At 41.7% G+C, this 18,490-nt stretch carries 10 protein-coding genes; 5 read left to right on the forward strand and 5 right to left on the reverse strand.

Annotated features, from left to right (window positions below; translation table 11 throughout):
• Positions 1–484: 484 nt before the first annotated feature.
• Positions 485–1,795 (forward strand): ammonium transporter, encoded by a 1,311-nt coding sequence (locus EAH55_RS18580; protein ID WP_112575152.1) that lies wholly within the window; start codon positions 485–487, stop codon positions 1,793–1,795.
• A 148-nt stretch (positions 1,796–1,943) separates the two neighbouring features.
• Here the strand turns inward: EAH55_RS18580 and EAH55_RS18585 are convergent, their stop codons facing one another.
• The 3 genes from EAH55_RS18585 to EAH55_RS18595 all read right to left on the reverse strand — a co-directional run bounded on the left by EAH55_RS18585 (position 1,944) and on the right by EAH55_RS18595 (position 5,497).
• Positions 1,944–2,540 (reverse strand): DUF4468 domain-containing protein, encoded by a 597-nt coding sequence (locus EAH55_RS18585; RefSeq protein ID WP_162996947.1) that lies wholly within the window; start codon positions 2,538–2,540, stop codon positions 1,944–1,946.
• Between the two features lie 74 nt (positions 2,541–2,614).
• A complete protein-coding gene (locus EAH55_RS18590) occupies positions 2,615–3,655 on the reverse strand; it encodes a porin (RefSeq protein ID WP_112575148.1) in 1,041 nt (346 codons plus the stop codon).
• Positions 3,656–3,889: 234 nt separating this feature from the next.
• Positions 3,890–5,497 carry an ammonium transporter gene (locus tag EAH55_RS18595; protein WP_112575146.1) on the reverse strand — a complete coding sequence of 536 codons (1,608 nt, stop codon included), beginning with the start codon at positions 5,495–5,497 and terminating at the stop codon, positions 3,890–3,892.
• Positions 5,498–6,100: 603 nt separating this feature from the next.
• Here EAH55_RS18595 and EAH55_RS18600 point away from each other — a divergent pair.
• On the forward strand, positions 6,101–8,275 hold the full coding sequence (locus tag EAH55_RS18600) for a glutamine synthetase III family protein (protein ID WP_121810971.1): 2,175 nt from the start codon (positions 6,101–6,103) through the stop codon (positions 8,273–8,275).
• A gap of 164 nt (positions 8,276–8,439) precedes the next feature.
• On the opposite strand, the gene EAH55_RS18605 is transcribed toward EAH55_RS18600, so the two are convergent.
• Positions 8,440–10,215, reverse strand: coding sequence for a chloride channel protein (locus EAH55_RS18605; RefSeq protein ID WP_121810972.1), 1,776 nt, complete (start codon positions 10,213–10,215; stop codon positions 8,440–8,442).
• A gap of 634 nt (positions 10,216–10,849) precedes the next feature.
• On the opposite strand from EAH55_RS18605, the gene EAH55_RS18610 reads away from it, so the two are divergent.
• Positions 10,850–12,031 carry an AIR synthase related protein gene (locus tag EAH55_RS18610; protein ID WP_121810973.1) on the forward strand — a complete coding sequence of 394 codons (1,182 nt, stop codon included), beginning with the start codon at positions 10,850–10,852 and terminating at the stop codon, positions 12,029–12,031.
• 148 nt (positions 12,032–12,179) lie between these two features.
• On the opposite strand, the gene EAH55_RS18615 is transcribed toward EAH55_RS18610, so the two are convergent.
• Positions 12,180–15,509: a TonB-dependent receptor gene (locus EAH55_RS18615; protein WP_121810974.1), complete on the reverse strand. Its 3,330-nt coding sequence runs from the start codon at positions 15,507–15,509 to the stop codon at positions 12,180–12,182.
• 402 nt (positions 15,510–15,911) lie between these two features.
• Here EAH55_RS18615 and lpdA point away from each other — a divergent pair, with 402 nt between their 5' ends.
• The gene (lpdA, locus tag EAH55_RS18620; protein ID WP_121810975.1) at positions 15,912–17,303 is read left to right on the forward strand and encodes a dihydrolipoyl dehydrogenase; all 1,392 of its coding nucleotides are present in this window, start codon (positions 15,912–15,914) and stop codon (positions 17,301–17,303) included.
• A gap of 266 nt (positions 17,304–17,569) precedes the next feature.
• Positions 17,570–18,409 (forward strand): MBL fold metallo-hydrolase, encoded by an 840-nt coding sequence (locus tag EAH55_RS18625; protein ID WP_121810976.1) that lies wholly within the window; start codon positions 17,570–17,572, stop codon positions 18,407–18,409.
• Positions 18,410–18,490 lie beyond the last annotated feature (81 nt).

Below are 18,490 nucleotides of genomic sequence, written 5' to 3' on the forward strand. Positions count from 1 at the left end.
GCCTTATTTTTTCTACTCTTTTACGGATTTACCGCATCCGCAAAGGGTGGATTATACCATTATTACCACAAAAGCGCTAAAAAAACCACTGTATCTGCAACAATACCCCATCACAATCCATTTAACCTGGAGTTTGTACTTAATAATGTACCCGCTCCGGTTATTAATGTACAGCAACACAGGGGTGCGCACTCTTTACAGGCGTTTGTAGCAACGCCCGGCAGTTACACAATTAGATTTAAGTACCTTGATTTTAATTGCGGATTGGATACAAGCAAATTGTCCCAGCTCCGCAAACTCATCCTTTTTCCGTTTCACGACTTTTGGTAGGCTAAAAAACAATTCCCAACCCACATGCCCTGATTAAGCATGAGGGATTATTGTTTTTTAAAAAATTTAGTTTTAATACTGTCCGGTGTTTTTGATTGGACACCGGGCGGTATTATTCAAACCTTTATTTTTTTTCCTCCCTTAAACCCGAAACATGAAAAAATTCATACCTTTTGGCATACTCTTAATTGTAATTGTATTAGCCCTTATATATCCTTCAGTTACCCTTACAACCGTTAAAGACAGCAAAATTGACAGCGGCGATACCGCCTGGCTATTAGTAAGTACCGCCCTTGTATTGATCATGACCCCTGGTCTGGCATTTTTTTATGGCGGTATGGTGAGCAAAAAAAACGTACTATCAACCATGCTGCAAAGCTTTGTTTGTATGGGCGTAATTACCGTTATATGGGTAATATTTGGCTTTAGCCTTGCCTTTGGCGAAGACGAGTTTGGCGGCTTTATTGGCAACCCCGGCACTTTCTTTATGATGAAAGGCACATTAGGCAATGCCACATGGGAACTTGCCCCAACAATTCCACTGGTGCTATTCGCTATGTTCCAGTTAAAATTCGCGGTTATTACCCCCGCCCTTATCACCGGCGCCTTTGCCGAAAGGATCCGCTTTAACTCTTACGTAATTTTCCTTTGCCTGTTCATGATCTTCATATATGCCCCATTAGCTCACGCTACCTGGCATCCAAAAGGCTTCCTTTTCGGAAAAGGCGTACTTGACTTTGCCGGCGGTACCGTAGTACACATGAGCGCTGGCTGGGCAGCTTTGGCATCAGCTATCTATTTAAAAGGCCGTAACGAAACTTCACACAATCCGGCCCGTATCAGCTACGTACTATTAGGTACAGGCTTATTATGGTTCGGCTGGTTTGGCTTCAATGCAGGCTCTGCATTAGGCTCAGGTACTTTAGCGGCAACCGCTTTGGCAACAACCACTACAGCATCTGCGGCGGCAGCTATGGCTTGGATGTTCTTTGATATCCTTCGCGGTAAAAAACCAGGTGTATTAGGTGCTTGTATTGGTGCGGTTGTAGGTTTAGTAGCTATTACCCCGGCTGCAGGCTTTGTAACTATCCCACACTCTTTAATTATTGGTATAGTAGCCGCTGTAGTGAGCAACCTGGTTGTGATTTGGAGAACAAAAACCAGCATCGACGATACACTTGACGTATTCCCTTGCCATGGCGTAGGCGGTATGGTTGGTATGCTTTTAACCGGCGTATTCGCGCACCAGAACGTTAATGCAGGCAACACTACCGGCAATGGTTTATATTATGGCGAAACACACCTTTTCATCATTCACTTAATTACATTAATTGGCGTATCAGCCTTCGCGTTCTTCGGTTCATTCATTTTATTAAAGATCACCGACATGATCAGCACATTACGTGTAACCCCTGAAGAAGAGCTTGCAGGTTTGGATATCAGCCAGCACGACGAGGAGCTATAATCAACTCCTATCCCCTAACTGATTAAACTCAATTAACAACATAAAAAATAAGCCGCACCTTTTACAAGGTGCGGCTCTTTTATTAAATACATTTATTCTACAGGCGCTTACGGCTCAACACAAACCAATACCTGCAAACTCAGAAAAACTACCATTCTTTAGTTGAAACCCGCTTCACTTTCTTAACATCGTGCTTTTCCAGCGATGAAGTTTTAAGCATATAAGCTTTTAAATTATCACCCACATGCTTACTGCTAATCACCACCTGGTTTAAGCAAGCGTTAAAATCTGCTTTCGATAGTTTTTCAGATGCCTTTTCTAAAGCAACATCTTTCCCGTGCATAAACTCTGCATTACCATAACGGTTACGCTGATAAGGCTGATACACAAAATCTGTTAACCAATAACGATACTTTCCATCCTTCACCTCTACTCTGAGCGTATAGGCCATTTCACCACCTTCACTATTACCCACCAGACCTTTTTTATTGATCAAAAAAGAACCTGTACCGGTAAGCGCGTTACCATCCTTATCAGCCTTTGTTAGTTTAAGCGCTTTTGCCGGATAAGCCTTTTTAAAAAAATACAAACCACGGTCATAAAGCGTATCAGCTACAGCACCAGGCTGATCTACCGTTTTATAATAGATGTACTTGTTATTTTCGTCAAGGGCCAGCGAATCCTTTTGCGCAAAGGCACCCAACGAAAAAAGGAGACCAACAATGCCTAATAGTATCTTTTTCATAAAACAAATATAAAAGCCGCTCCGGATAATTCCGGAACGGCTCATGATAAAAATAGGGTCAATATAAACTTTTTTTAGAACGCGTATACCGCAGCTACAGCAAACTGACCGGCCGATTTTGAAGGATCGCCAGAGTGGTTGATGAATGAAGTAGATGAGCCGTGATCTAACCTGATTTCAGGAATGAAAGTAAGCGGGCCTGATTTAATGTTTGCAGTAAATGTAAAGGCCTTAACATTTTGTCCGGGAGGAGGACCAAATGTTTGTAACGCGCCATTTTTAGTTTTGAAATACTCGCCCCTTAAACCCAAAGTAACTGTTTTTGATACAGCTAACTGCGGATATAAAGCCACGCCACTAAAGCCACCGCCATCATTTGGAGCCGAGTAAGTAGCACCGTTTAAGCCCAGTTTAAAGGCATCAGTAATTTGATAAGCCGTTGTCAAATCAACTTCGGTACCAGATTCTTTACCGGTAGCAAGGTTAAGGTAAGCAGTCCATCCTTTTACAGGAGATACAAATAACTGCGAACCAAAGGTATTTACCTTATGCGTTGAAGTATAATTGTTCCAGGTATCGTTAAATATACCGGCCATTAAACTTACTTTATCGCTAAACGCGTAAGTTAACTTAACACCAGGGTTTTGGAACGGGCCATTAGTGAACAGGTATGAAGTTGAGTAGTTAAAGTTACCTACAGGACTAATAACCTCATAGCCAATAAATGTAGCCATATAACCACCGGTCAGGTTTAATTTATCGGTAAGATCATATGATACATATAAGTTCTGAATGTGGAATGAATCACCACTTGGGCCATTGGGAATTGACTGAGCCTGACCACGCGGACCAAATGAAAGCTCGCCAACAAACGCAGCTTTGCCTACCTTTTTCTTCAAGCCCAGATCAATCATACCAATTGATACCGAATTATGATCACTCGCAAAGCTGGTAGGGATTTGCGAACCTTTGTCAGAAAAATCATATTTATAGTAGGTATCTACCGAACCGTAGATAACCAGAGGGGCATCAGACGTGGTTTTAACCGTGTCCTGAGCCTTTACCGTAAAGGCCGCAATTGAAAAAAATGAGAAGAGTAGAAATACTTTTTTCATGATAACGATTTAATTGTGAATTGATAAACTATTTTGTTAATTGTTGTTTTTTTGGGGAACTATACTGTTATTGTTTGATTATCAACACCTTGCAATTAAAAGGATCAGTTATGTGTCGGCATAAAAAATCCCTGTACGGTTGGCAACGGCAACGTCCAATTAATAAACTACCACTCTCCAACCGCACAAGGCATCAATATTTTTGTTAAGCTGCTAAAAGCTTAGCTTATCTCGTTAGGCTTCAGAAGCAACCTTAGCACCTTTATCAAAAAGGCCGCTTAAGCTGATCTCATCGTCCTGAACAGGATAAACTTCGATACCGTGATCAAACACGTCAATACCGCCTGTACCGGTTTCACCATGCTCTTCGATACGCAATTTCCATGGATGGCCTAATTTGTTGATCACAAACATCATCACGTAAGAAACCACAAATACAGCAAGTGTAATGGTCAAGCTACCGATTAACTGAGCCTTCAATACGTCAAAGCCGCCACCGTAAAATAAACCAGCTACCGGGGCAGAGTTATCAGCACCAGTTGGGCCTGTAGCACCATATTGACCAGAAGCGAATAAACCTAAAGAAATAGTACCCCAGATACCGTTAAGACCGTGTACAGATACTGCACCAACCGGATCATCGATACGGAACCACTCGATCAGGTATACACCACCGAAGATAATGAAGCCAGAAACCGCGCCTAAAAGGATAGCGCCGAATGGGCTAACCCAGTAACAAGGGCAAGTAATAGCAACTAAACCTGCAAGGAAACCATTAATAGTAAAGGCTAAATCAAATTTGCCTTTTGTTGGGCCAAACCATAAAGCGGCAAGCATTGCGGTGAAACCACCGGCGCAGGCTGCAAGCGTAGTATTAGCTGCAACGCGGCCAATACCCTGCATATCCATTGCTGACAATGTTGAACCCGGGTTAAAACCATACCAACCAAACCAAAGTAAGAAACCACCTACAGCAGCAACCAATAAATTGTGACCTGGAGGCAAGCCGCCTTTTTCTTTATCATCGCGGGCAAAAATGCGGCCTAAGCGTGGGCCTAACACCATTGCACCTGCCAGTGAAGCAACACCACCAATAGTGTGTACTACTGTTGAACCTGCAAAGTCGCGGAAAGGCTGAGCGCTTATTGACTTGAAGAAACCTGAAGTTCCCATTGTAGCAAGGAAACCATCCGGACCCCAAGCCCAGTGACCGATGATAGGATAGATAAAGCCGGTGATGCCGATACTGTAAAGAATGTCGCCACGGAAGCTGGTACGACCAATCATAGCGCCTGATACGATGGTTGAGCAGGTATCAGCAAAAGCGTACTGGAAAATCCAGTGTGCCAATACCGGGATACCGGTTGAACCGTAAGTTTCAGGAGTGTTTTGAAGGAAGAACCAGGTTTTGCCATCAGCGCCGCCCCAGCCAATAAAGCCGTTGCCATTGCCAAACATAAAGGCATAACCAATAGCGTAAAATAGCAAACCACAAAGACAAGTATCAAAAATACATTCCATCAGCACGTTCACAGTTTCGCGCTTACGGGCAAAACCTGCTTCGAGCATAACGAAACCTGCCTGCATACCAAATACCAAAAAGGCAGCAACCAGTGTCCAAACAGTATTAACCGTGTTAATTAATGCTGTTTCATGGGCGGTATAAGTTTCGGCAGCGTTAGCTTTTGTACCGAACATACCTGGCAAAACCATCATTGCGGCAAAAACCAGCAACAAGCCAATCATTTTCCCTGTAAAAATGGTAGCACCCAGCGCCCATTTTTCACGTGTCAGCTGTCGGACTGAACTTAGGAAGTTGTGTTTTGTAGAACCTACTTTCATCGTTTAATTTAGTTTGATTGTTTTTTAAAAATTAATTAGTTTGATTGTTGTATTTAAATTTAGTTTGATTGCTATTTAGGCTTCACAAAACATCTTAATCTTTAGTTTCTTTCACTACTCCTTCCAATTATTCGGAATTTTCATAAAAACACCGATAATTTTGATGTTTTCGTAAATTATTTTCTGAAATTAGGTAGTATTCTTAAGAATAACAAATTATTAATGATAAATTAATGGTAAAAAATCTAAAAATTATGAAAATTGCAAAAACAAGGCATTCAAAATGCCATTTTTTAAACTTTTGAAAAAGATATTTTCAGAAAAATTTCAAAAAACTTAATAAAAAATTTAAAAAACATCAGTTTTAAACAGATAAAACCAATTTTAATCCATTTTAACATTAAAAAACATCGTAAATTCTATCAAAAAGTGCCTTTTTTATATTTTCAGACAAAACTTAATGCCCACATGGCGATTTTGGAGCTTTTTTCTATCCTTTTATATGGTATTAGGTGAAATGTTATATTTCGCTTAATTTTGCCCCGTATTTTAAAGGATAGTTATAATTTTGACCACTAACCTTTATTTAAACCTCATAAAAATATGTCCAATATCAGATTCAAAGCCTTACAGGATGTACTTTCACGCACAATTCCTGAAGTAAAACCACCTTCACCAAAAATTTCTGATTATTTCGGGTCGAATGTGTTCGATAAAAAGAAAATGAAGGAATATCTTTCGTCAGAGGCTTACCAGGGAATAGTAAATTCTATCGAAAAAGGCGAACCTATCCCCCGCGACCTTGCAGAACAGATTGCATCGGCCATGAAAGCATGGGCTTTGGGCAAAGGAGCTACACATTATACACACTGGTTTCAACCACTTACCGGCACCACTGCCGAAAAGCATGACGCCTTTTTTGAACCTACCGCCGATGGCGGTGCTATAGAACGCTTTTCGGGCGACGCGCTTGCCCAGCAAGAGCCAGATGCATCAAGCTTCCCGAGCGGCGGGATCCGTAATACTTTTGAGGCCCGCGGCTACACCGCCTGGGACCCATCATCACCCGCTTTCTTAATGGCACGTACGCTGTGTATCCCAACCGTGTTTGTGTCATACACCGGTGAGGCGCTTGATTATAAAGTACCTTTATTAAAAGCATTAAACGTGCTTGACAAAGCCGCTGTTGATGTTTGCCACTACTTTGATAAAGGGATTGAAAAGGTAAACGCCTCGTTAGGTATCGAGCAGGAATACTTTTTAGTAGATATCGCTTTATTTAATGCACGTCCTGATCTTTATTTAACAGGTCGTACTTTATTTGGCCATATATCTGCAAAAAACCAGCAGCTGGAAGATCATTACTTTGGTTCGATACCTGAACGTGTATATGCTTACATGCAGGATATGGAGGCCGAAGCCCTACAATTAGGCATCCCGCTTAAAACCCGTCACAACGAGGTTGCGCCATCGCAATTTGAGTGCGCCCCGATATATGAAGAGATCAACCTGGCTATCGACCACAACCAATTGTTAATGGATTTGATGGACCGTGTTGCTAAACGCCATAACTTTAAAGTATTACTGCACGAAAAACCATATGCAGGCATTAATGGCTCAGGTAAGCACAATAACTGGTCGCTCATAACCAATACCGGCAAAAACCTATTATCTCCAGGCAAAACGCCTAAAAACAACCTCATGTTCCTTACCTTTTTTGTGAATACCATAAAAGCGGTTCATGAACATGCCGACCTGTTAAGGGCATCTATAGCATCTGTTAATAATGATCACCGCTTAGGTGCAAACGAAGCCCCTCCGGCTATTATTTCGATATTCCTGGGCAGTCAGCTTAACGAGGTGCTGGATGAGATTGAAACATCACGCATCAGCAAAAAAATCAAGGAAGAAAACCTGTTATGGCAGGGCATTCCTAAAATCCCGCAGATTTTACCTGACAATACCGACCGTAACCGTACCTCGCCTTTTGCCTTTACTGGTAATAAGTTTGAATTGCGCGCTGTAGGTTCGTCAGCTAACTCGGCCAGCCCGATGACCATTCTTAACCTTATCGTTGCCGATCAGCTTAAGAAATTTAAATATGATGTAGATAAGCTCATGAAAAAAGGCGAGAAAAAAGACCTTGCCTTATTAATGGTGATCAAAAAATACATCAAGGAATCAAAAAGCATCCGTTTTGAAGGCAATGGCTACAGCGAGGAATGGGAAAAAGAAGCCGCTACAAGAGGTTTGTCAAACATCAAAACCACTCCAAAAGCGCTGGATGCCTTGTTAAGCGATAAATCGGAGCACCTTTTTGCCGAAACCGGTGTATTCACAGTACGTGAGGCCCACGCCCGTCACGAAATTTTACTGGATGCTTTCTACAAAAAGCTACAGATAGAAGCCCGTGTAATTGGCGAACTGGTAATGAACGTGATCATCCCATCGGCAATTGCCTATCAAAGCAAACTCATCGAGAACGTTAAAGGCCTGAAAGATATTGGCCTGGATAAATCAACTTACGAGTCGCAACTGGATATCATTAACAGGATTTCGGAGCATGTGAACTTCATTAAAACCAATACCGAGCAAATGGTTAATGAACGTAAAAAAGCCAACGTAATTGATGACATCCGCCAGCGCGCTATCGATTATGATGAAAAGGTAAAATCATTCTTCCAGCCTATCCGCTACCACGTTGATAAACTGGAGCAACTGGTTGATGACAGCTTATGGCCCCTACCTAAATTCAGGGAGTTGCTGTTTATTAAATAGAGTATCATCTAAAAATAAGAAGGCCGCTGATTTTAAACATCAGCGGCCTTTTTTATTTATCATGTCATTGCGAGGTACGAAGCAATCGCACGGAAGCAGGGCAGCTCTGTAAAGCATGCGATTGCTTCGTGCCTCGCAATGACATATTTTTTCATACTTTCCACCTACGCAAACAAATCGCTCGCCTTGTGCTGTTCAATAAGCACCGCCCGGTATTTAGATAGCAAAGCCGATTTGGATATAAAACCTATAAAAACCTCATCTTTTACCACTGGTAGTTGCCAAACATCAATAGCATCGAAGGTATCCATTACACTGCTGGCCGGTTGCTCATAGTCAATTACAGTTGGCGGCTCTATCATAATATCGGCTATCAGACTATCTGCTATCTCTTTATTAAATAACCGGCGGCGGATATCATCTATCAGCACTACTCCTTCCAGGCTGCCGTCATCTTTCAATACAGGGAAAATATTAGCGTCCGTTTTGGCCAATACTTTATAAAAATCGGTCACCGTCATTGATTTATCAACAGCGGTGTATTTACGGTTGATAATACTATCAAGCGTTATGGCATTCAACATGCCGTAATCCTGGCCAGGCTGGATATTGTTTTCATGAATAAGATGACTCCAGTACATATTGTGCGGCGACGAATAGCGCGATATGATATAAGATATAGCCGATACGATCATGAGCGGAATAAACAATACGTACCCGCCTGTAATTTCAGCTATCAGGAATATAGCGGTAAGCGGCGCATGCAATACACCGGCCAGCGCGCCGGCCATACCTACAGCAATAAAATTAACCGTATTTAAATGTATGAACCCGGTTTGGTTAACACCATAAGCCACCAGTAAACCCAGAAAAGCCCCTGTAAACATAGTTGGCGCAAAAGTACCGCCATTACCGCCCGCGCCTATGGTGATGCCGGCTGCAATGATTTTCATAAACACCAATGCCGCTATAAACAGCAGCATAACAAGCGGCTGATCAAGCCATTCACTAAATAAAGTTTCCTCTTTTAAAACATGGATATTCCCATTTAAAATGGCTGTAAGGTAATGATAACCCTCGCCAAACAATTGCGGAAATATCGCAATCATCAATCCCAGGATTACGCCACCTGCAACGGCCCTCACATATCGGTTTTGCTTTTTAAATATGCCACTCTCTAATTTACCTCCTACTTTGGCTATGTAAATGGCAACCCATCCGCTTAATACACCAAGCGCTACATAAAAGGGCAAAGCATTCATTACCCAGCCTTCGGTAACCAGATGAAACAACTGCCCCGAGTATAAGGCCTTTGAAACAACCACACCGGTAGCCGAGGCTATCAATAACGGAATAAAGGTTGGAATAGTGATCTCCCCTATCAATATTTCAAGCGAAAATAAAACGCCAGCTATAGGACTATTGAACACTGCCGCTATACCTGCCGATGATCTTGCTGCTAACAGTACAGTTTTTTCATAGGGTGTAAGCTTAAAAAACTTGCCCACGTTTGAGCCAATGGCCGTGCCTGTACAAACAATAGGTGCCTCCAACCCTGCCGAGCCGCCGAAACCTACGGTTAATGAACTTGTGATCAGATGCGAATAAATATTATTGACTTTAATGTTTGAGCGATTTTTTTTGATGTTAATGAGGATCTTACCTATTCCTTTTTCAATCTTATCGCGGTTCACCAGGTGCTGATAGGCTACTGTACCCAAAATGCCAATTGCCGGTAAAAACACGTAAGCTATGTGATAATACAGGTGCGATGATATATTGTGGCTCAGCTCTTCCATCAAATGCACCAAAAACTTAAGGGCCACGGCTGCCAGTCCGCCTACAAAACCTACAAAAACGCTGCAATAAATTAAAAAGTTGCGTTGACTGTTACGCTTCAAGCGCCAGCGGTTTATTTTGTAGGAAAGTGTTTTTAACATAACAGAAGTAAATACTAATCCTGCCGATGAGGTATTATCAGCGCGAATTGTTTTCGATTAACCCGATAAAACGGATTGATGTATGCATCAATCTATTTTCTTACAAAGAAACACAATTTCGATCAATTTATATGAATCTGATCTTACAGGAACTCACCCACCTGATTCTTATTCACTAAATTTACGACAACAATAAACTATATGTCTTTAAGAAACTGCCAGATAGAACACTGGTTTAACCAGAAATACGGTGTAAAACCCAAAGCTGGCTTTAGAAAGTGGCTAAAAAAACAGCGAAACCGAAAAATAAGGCAAACACCTAAAATCGAAATTCCAAACGTTAAGTATAACGGGTGGGAATATTAAAAGCAACGAAACCCTTTTTACAAGCTGTTCGAAGTCTCCGACTTCGAATTAGCAATGCCTGTAGTTTGCAACTACAGGCATCCCGTATTTTTGAGTTCCAGACGTATTGTAGTCACAGACTACAAGCATAGTAGTCCGAAGTCAGAGACTTCGAACAGCGCAGTATAACGGGTGGGAATATTAAAAGTCGCAAAGCAATTAAATAGCATTTTGCTTTATAACAAACCTCTCATTCGTTCTATTAAAGTCAATAACCTTATATTTGCCCATGATTTCTTCGCAAAGATATGATCAGCGTGGCGTATCCGCCTCCAAAGATGACGTTCATAATGCCATAAAAAACATCGACAAAGGCATTTTTCCTAAAGCATTTTGTAAAATAGTACCTGATATTTTAACCGGCGATGCTGAATATTGCAATATCATGCATGCCGATGGCGCAGGCACTAAATCGTCATTAGCTTATACTTACTGGAAAGAAACCGGCGATATATCTGTATGGCGCGGCATAGCTCAGGATGCTATCATCATGAACCTTGACGACTTACTTTGCGTTGGCGCAACAGACAATATCCTGTTATCATCAACCATTGGCCGTAATAAGAACCTGATTCCCGGCGAAGTTATCGCGGCTATTATCAACGGTACCGAAGAAATTTTAGCCGAATTGCGTGAAGCAGGTATCGGCATCTACTCTACCGGTGGCGAAACCGCCGATGTGGGTGACCTGGTACGCACCATCATCGTCGATTCGACAGTTACTTGCCGCATGAAACGCGAAGATGTGATATCAAACCACCGCATTAAACCGGGCGACGTAATTGTAGGTCTTGCTTCGTACGGACAAGCCAGCTACGAAAAAGAATACAATGGCGGCATGGGCTCAAACGGCCTTACATCTGCCCGTCATGATGTGTTTAACAAAACCATCGCCGAAAAATTCCCTGAAAGCTACGATGCAGCCATTCCTTATGAACTGATCTTCTCCGGAAGTAAAAACCTTACCGATGCTATTGATATCGGCAATGGCCAATCAGTAACCGCAGGCAAGCTTGTATTAAGCGCAACCCGCACTTATGCTCCTATCATCAAAAAAATATTAGACGACTACCGTAGTCAGGTACACGGCATGGTACATTGCAGCGGCGGCGCGCAAACCAAAGTATTACACTTTGTAGAAGGTTTGCATATCATTAAAGATAACCTGTTCCCTGTTCCTCCACTGTTTAAACTCATCCACGAGGAATCAAAAACCAGCTGGCAGGAAATGTATAAAGTATTTAATATGGGGCACCGCATGGAGCTTTATGTACCTGAGGCTATTGCAGCAGACCTGATCAGCATTTCAAAAAGCTTTGGTGTAGATGCCCAGATCATCGGCCGCGTTGAGAAGGCTGACACCAAGAAGGTAACAGTAACATCAGAATTTGGCGTATTTGAATACGAATAAATAAGTTAATACTATATAATAATAAAGGCGCTTAGGATCAACTTAAGCGCCTTTATTGTTAATGCACATTGCATCTATCCGAATCTTCTCTAAAGCAAAAAAGTCCCGGCCAAATGGCCGGGACTTTTATATGTTATTAAAGTTATTCTTAGTTAAAGATATACCTTACACCAATTTGCGCCTGGAAGCGAGAGAAGGTGCTGATATCGTTGATGAATGACTTAGTAACAGGGATTGCATTGTTTGCATCAAGATAAGGGAATGAATACTGAGCCCTGCCTGTAGTAGCATCTTTGCTCATATACCTTAACACTGTAGTTGCACCGTTGTTGAAGCCACTGTATGAAGTTTGATATAAACCCCAGTTGCGGTTCAATAAGTTGGTAAAGTTGATTACGTCGAAAGTAAACTCTAAAGTGTTTTTGGTTTTACCAGCCTGGATCATGAAATCCTGAGCAAAGTGCAAGTCTAACCTTTTGTAGGTTGGCAATATAGCGCCGTTTCTTTGAGCATACTGACCTCTGTGTGCACTTAAATATGAATCCTGGTTGATGAAGTTATTCAACTGGTTCCAGATTTGAGCCGGAGTACGAGTATCAACAGTACCGTTAGCAGCAGTTGGAGCAGCAACTAACAAGATGTCACCTTGATTTTTTGGGATGTACATTAAGTCGTTGGTAGCACCGTCGCCGTTAGGATCGTTAGCAGTGATGTAAGAGATAGCACCGCTGTTAGCAGCTTCAAATACTAAACCTACTGTAGTAGCTAAGTTTTTAGCGTATTGTTTACGGTAAGATACTGTAGCGATGATACGGTTTGGCTGTACGTATGAGCTGTTTGAAATGTTATCAGCGTTAGGGTTACCGGCAACGTACCTGGTGCTCCAGATAGTGCTTGCAGTTGAACCACCGTCGTTAACATCTTTCGATTTGGTGTAAGTATACGCGAAGCTTGCAGCAAAACCATTGGTGAAGCTTTTTTGTAACTGACCGGTAATGAAGTATGAAAAACCTTTTGAAGTATTTTTCATGTAATATAAACCAGTGATACCTGGGTTTTGCGCAGTTGCAGCAGCTGCAGCTGGCGTAGTGTTTTTAGAATCGTAACGGATTTGACCTTCAGGACCAGCAAAAGTGCTGTAACCATCAGAAAGAACAAGGTTCTGGTGATAAATAGCGCGGATATCTTTAGTGTAAGCACCTTCGATAGTACCGATGATACCGCCAGGTAATTTCTGGTCGATAGCTAAGTTTGTTCTCCAGATTTTTGGATATTTCAGGTTTGGATCAGCAACGTCTAATTCGTAAGAAGTAGCAGCTACTGCATTTGTAGGCCTGTTTTTGTTAACGTTTGGATCAAAAATTAACTGACCAGCGTTAGCAGGAGTTGCATTTGCTTTGGTAATAGTGTATGAACCAAACAATAAACCGTTGTTTGAAGCCTGGTTTGAGATCCATACAAATGGTACAGAACCAGTGAATAAACCAGAACCACCACGAACCTGAGTTGACTGATCGCCGTTAACATCCCAGTTAAAGCCTACACGAGGAGATAATTGAACCCTGTTTTTTGGCAATTTAGAAACGTCAACATGAGTACCGCCCTGGAAAGTTAAAGCAGCAGCATTGCTGTTAGCAGCTAAAGTAGTAGGGAATACGTCATAATCAGCCCTTAAGCCGTAAGTTAACCTGAAATTATCAGTTACGTGTACTTTATCTTGTACGTAAGCGCTGTAGATAGAAGCTTTGATTTTAGCAAAAGGGAAATCATTACCTACTGCAGAGTAACGTAAAGTATAAGCCTGTGCAGGTAAACCGTTTATGAAATCTGAAGCTGAGTTATAGGTATACAAACCATTGTAATCAGGAGCGAAACCGTTGGTGTAGCTCTGGATCTGGTTGCTTGTACCTATAGTGATCTCATGTTTACCAGAGAAGATGGTTAAATCATCAGAAAACTGGAAAATATTTGTATTCAACAAGTTACCTGCTGTGTAAAGCTCAGAACCAAAGCTGGTTGCTGTTGCGTTAGCAGCGGTTACTACGTTACCGTTAGCATCGCTTGTACCGTTACCGATATCAACCATTGGAATAGCTGAGCTACCAAGGAAGTTACGGAAGTCTCTTAAAGCAGAGTAACCAACAGTAAATTTGTTTGAAATTTTATTGCTGAAACGAGTATCCAACTCAACAATACCAATGTTAAAGTTATTGTTGATAGTGTAACCTGAACCATAGAAAGGTAAAGTGTTTACACCCGGCGCACGTGTAGTACCGTAGCCTACACCACCGTTAGTGATACCTGAATTACTTGCAGGCTGATCTTTAAATGATTTTAAGTAGAAATACTTAGCACTTAAAGTGTTGTTTTTGTCGATGTTCCAATCGATTTTAGCAGTTAACTTGTTGCTTGAAGTACGGTAGTTGTAACCTTGGTAAACACCTGGGTCATAACCGAAAGTTGCAAGTTTTTGTTTGATTGCATCAAGTGTAGAAGCTTGTACCTGTGATACGTTAGCACCACTTGCACCTGAACCACCTGCTACATAAACAGATGAAGGTGGTTGAGTGATTCTTTCCTGCTCACCAGATACGAATAAGAATAATTTGTTTTTGATGATTGGGCCACCTACCGCAACACCGTCTGTGTGGTAGTTAACGTCGGTTACGTTAAGGTTGGTTGGACCAACATGGTAACCTTGTAATTTTGAACCACGGGCGTAGTAGTAAGCAGTACCTTTAACCTGGTTGGTACCTGATTTTACTACAGTGTTTACACCGGCACCGGTAAAGTTACCCTGACGAACGTCATAAGGAGCAATATCAACCTGGATCTGGTCAATCGCGTCCAATGAAATTGGCTGTGAACTTGTTTGACCACCCAAAGTACCTGATAAACCAAATGAGTTGTTGAACAATGCACCGTCTACAGTAATGTTGTTGAAAGTGCTTGAACGACCACCAAATGACAAACCGTTAGCAGAAGGGGTTAATTTAGTGAAGTCAGATAATGAACGCGCGATAGTCGGCAAGTTTTCGATTTGCTGACGGCTAATAGTTTCGCGGGCACCGGTACGTGATGAGTTGATCACTTTACCAGCAGCGCCTCTAACAGTTACTTCTTTTAATGAAGTAGTATTGTCTGCAAGCTGAGCAGAGATCCTTTGATCCTGACCGATTGAAAGGTTAATGCCTTCCTGAACGAAGTTGGCGTAACCAATGAAAGTTACTTTGAAGGTGTAAGGACCACCTACCCTTAAGTTAGGGATGTTGTAACGACCGTCGGCACGGGTTACGGTTGAATACACAGTACCTGTTGGAATGTGTACAATTGTTACAGTTGCACCGGGGATAGCACCTTTAGCATCGGTAACGGTACCGTTGATGCTGGCGGTGGTTACACCCTGGGCTAATACGCTCTTACCAGTGAAGAACGAAAAGCCAATAAGGAGTAATAAAAGAAGGTAATGCTTCCTCATAAATTGCTTTTTTAATTATACGTTTAATTAATTGGCGCAAAGATAATTATTGAGCCAATCACTAATGTTAAGTTAACGTTAACAATCGTTATATATTTATCAACATTTTACATCATAAATACAAAAACCATAAAACAATGGTCACAAACAATGAAAATATGATAAATAATATGGTTTAAATCATATGCAAACTCAACGGTTAAATTAACAGTGCATATTTTATGACACAGCGCAGATATAAATATCCCGGAGAGGGCTATATATACCGGCGGTACATTTTTGGTTTCAGCCCTTTTTACTTAGATTTGGCCTTCGAAAAAAAATAGGGGCCAGCGGAAAAACCACAAAAGTCCGCGATACTTATTTACCTTTGAAACGAAATTAAAGTATATCAATAATAATATGGATTACGATGTAATTGTTATTGGGTCTGGTCCGGGTGGCTATGTTGCTGCTATCCGCGCTTCCCAGCTTGGTTTAAAAACCGCCATTGTCGAAAAAGAATCATTAGGCGGTATCTGTTTGAACTGGGGTTGTATCCCAACCAAGGCTTTGTTAAAAAGCGCCCAGGTTTTTGAATACCTTAACCACAGTACCGATTATGGTATTAAAATTAACGGCGCCGGCGAAGTTGACTTTGCTTCAGTTGTTAAAAGAAGCCGTAACGTTGCCGATGGCATGAGCAAAGGCGTTCAGTTTTTAATGAAGAAAAACAAGATTGATGTTCTTGTTGGCTTTGGTAAATTGAAAAGCAAAGGTGTTGTAGAAGTTAAAGCTGCCGATGGTGCCGCTAAAACCTACAGCGCGAAACACATTATATTAGCTACAGGCGGCCGTTCACGCGAGTTGCCTAACCTTAAACAAGACGGCAAAAAGGTAATCGGCTACCGCCAGGCTATGGTATTGCCTCAGCAGCCAAAATCAATGATCGTAGTTGGCTCTGGCGCTATCGGCATTGAGTTTGCTTATTTCTATAACGCTATAGGCACCAAAGTTACCGTTGTTGAATACCTTGATAACATCGTTCCGCTTGAGGACGAAGATGTATCAAAAGCATTAAACCGTATCCTTAAAAAACAAGGTATCAACATCATGACCAGCTCAAATGTTGAAGCGGTTGATACCAGCGGCGATCTGTGCAAAGTAACTGTAAAAACAGCTACAGGTACCGAAACTCTGGAAGCAGAGATCGTATTATCTGCGGTAGGTATTGCAACAAACCTTGAAGGCATCGGCCTTGAAGAAAACGGCGTTAAAACCGATCGTGGTAAAGTATTGGTTGATGATTTTTACCGTACCAACGTTGAAGGCGTTTACGCTATTGGCGATATCGTTAAAGGTCAGGCCCTTGCTCACGTAGCTTCTGCCGAAGGCATCATCTGCGTTGAAAAAATTGCCGGTGAAAACCCTCACCCGCTTGATTATAACAACATCCCGGGCTGTACTTACTGCTCGCCAGAGATTGCTTCTGTTGGTTACACCGAAAAAGCAGCTAAAGAAGCCGGTTACGAAATTAAAGTGGGTAAATTCCCATTCTCAGCTTCGGGTAAGGCAAGTGCTGCCGGTGCTAAAGATGGTTTTGTAAAAGTTATATTTGATGCCAAATACGGCGAGTTCTTAGGTGCTCACATGATTGGTTACAATGTTACTGAAATGATTGCCGAAGTAGTTACCGCACGTAAGTTAGAAGCTACCGGTCATGAGATCATCAAATCGGTACACCCTCACCCAACCATGAGCGAAGCTGTAATGGAAGCCGCAGCCGAAGCTTACGGCGAGTGTATCCATTTGTAGTTTTTAGGTTCATGGGCTATGGATCATAGTTCATAGAGCCCGGTTGATAGTTATTAGCTACAACGCATATTTAAAGCCTCAAATTAAATGCAGTGCATTTGGTTTGAGGCTTTTTAGTTTCATAGCTTATAACTACAGCTTATCTTTAAAATAATATCCTAATTTAGCCTTATCACTATCATGATCCTGATCTGTAAAAACCATGATCTATGAACCATTAACTATGATCCAGCCATGATCTATGAACCATCAACCATGAACTAAAAATGAAACTACATACCATCGATACCGGCTTTTTTAAATTAGATGGCGGGGCTATGTTTGGCGTTGTTCCGAAAACCATCTGGAATAAAACCAACCCTGCCGATGAAAACAATCTTTGTACCTGGGCCATGCGCTGCCTGCTGGTTGAACATGAAAATAGGTTGATTTTAGTTGATACCGGCATTGGTAATAAGCAAAGCGAAAAATTTTTCAGCCATTACTATCTGCATGGCGATGCAAGCATGGATAGCTCCCTGGCTTCCCAGGGTTTCCACCGCAATGATATTACCGATGTATTTTTAACCCATTTGCACTTTGACCACGTTGGTGGGGCTGTTGTAAGAGATGGAGAAGCACTTTTACCGGCCTTTAAAAACGCGACCTACTGGAGCAATGCCAAACACTGGGACTGGGCTGTAAACCCTAACGAGCGTGAAAAGGCCTCCTTTTTCAGGGAGAACATTATACCTCTACAGGAAAGCGGTCAACTAAAATTTATTGACACGGCAGATGGTATCAATTTCATGAAAGATTTTGATATCCGCTTTGTATCCGGGCATACCGAATCCATGATGCTGCCACTTATTAATTATAAAGGAAAACAGATCCTGTATATGGCCGATTTGCTGCCATCTGTAGGACACCTGCCCATACCTTATGTAATGGCTTATGATATGTTCCCGCTGCAAACGCTTACCGAGAAAAAGTTATTTTTAAACGAAGCGCTCGAAAAAGAATACATATTATATTTTGAACACGACCCGGTTAACGAATGCTGTACACTACAGCAGACAGAAAAAGGAATAAGAATGAAAGAAGCATTTAAACTGGGGGATGTTTAAGGAGTGTCATAAGATCACCACAAAAATCATACCGCTTGGTAATTTGCACAATTATTATTATAAACATGCACAGAATCTTTA

This window comes from Mucilaginibacter kameinonensis, assembly GCF_003675385.1.
GTDB classification, from domain to species: domain Bacteria; phylum Bacteroidota; class Bacteroidia; order Sphingobacteriales; family Sphingobacteriaceae; genus Mucilaginibacter; species Mucilaginibacter kameinonensis.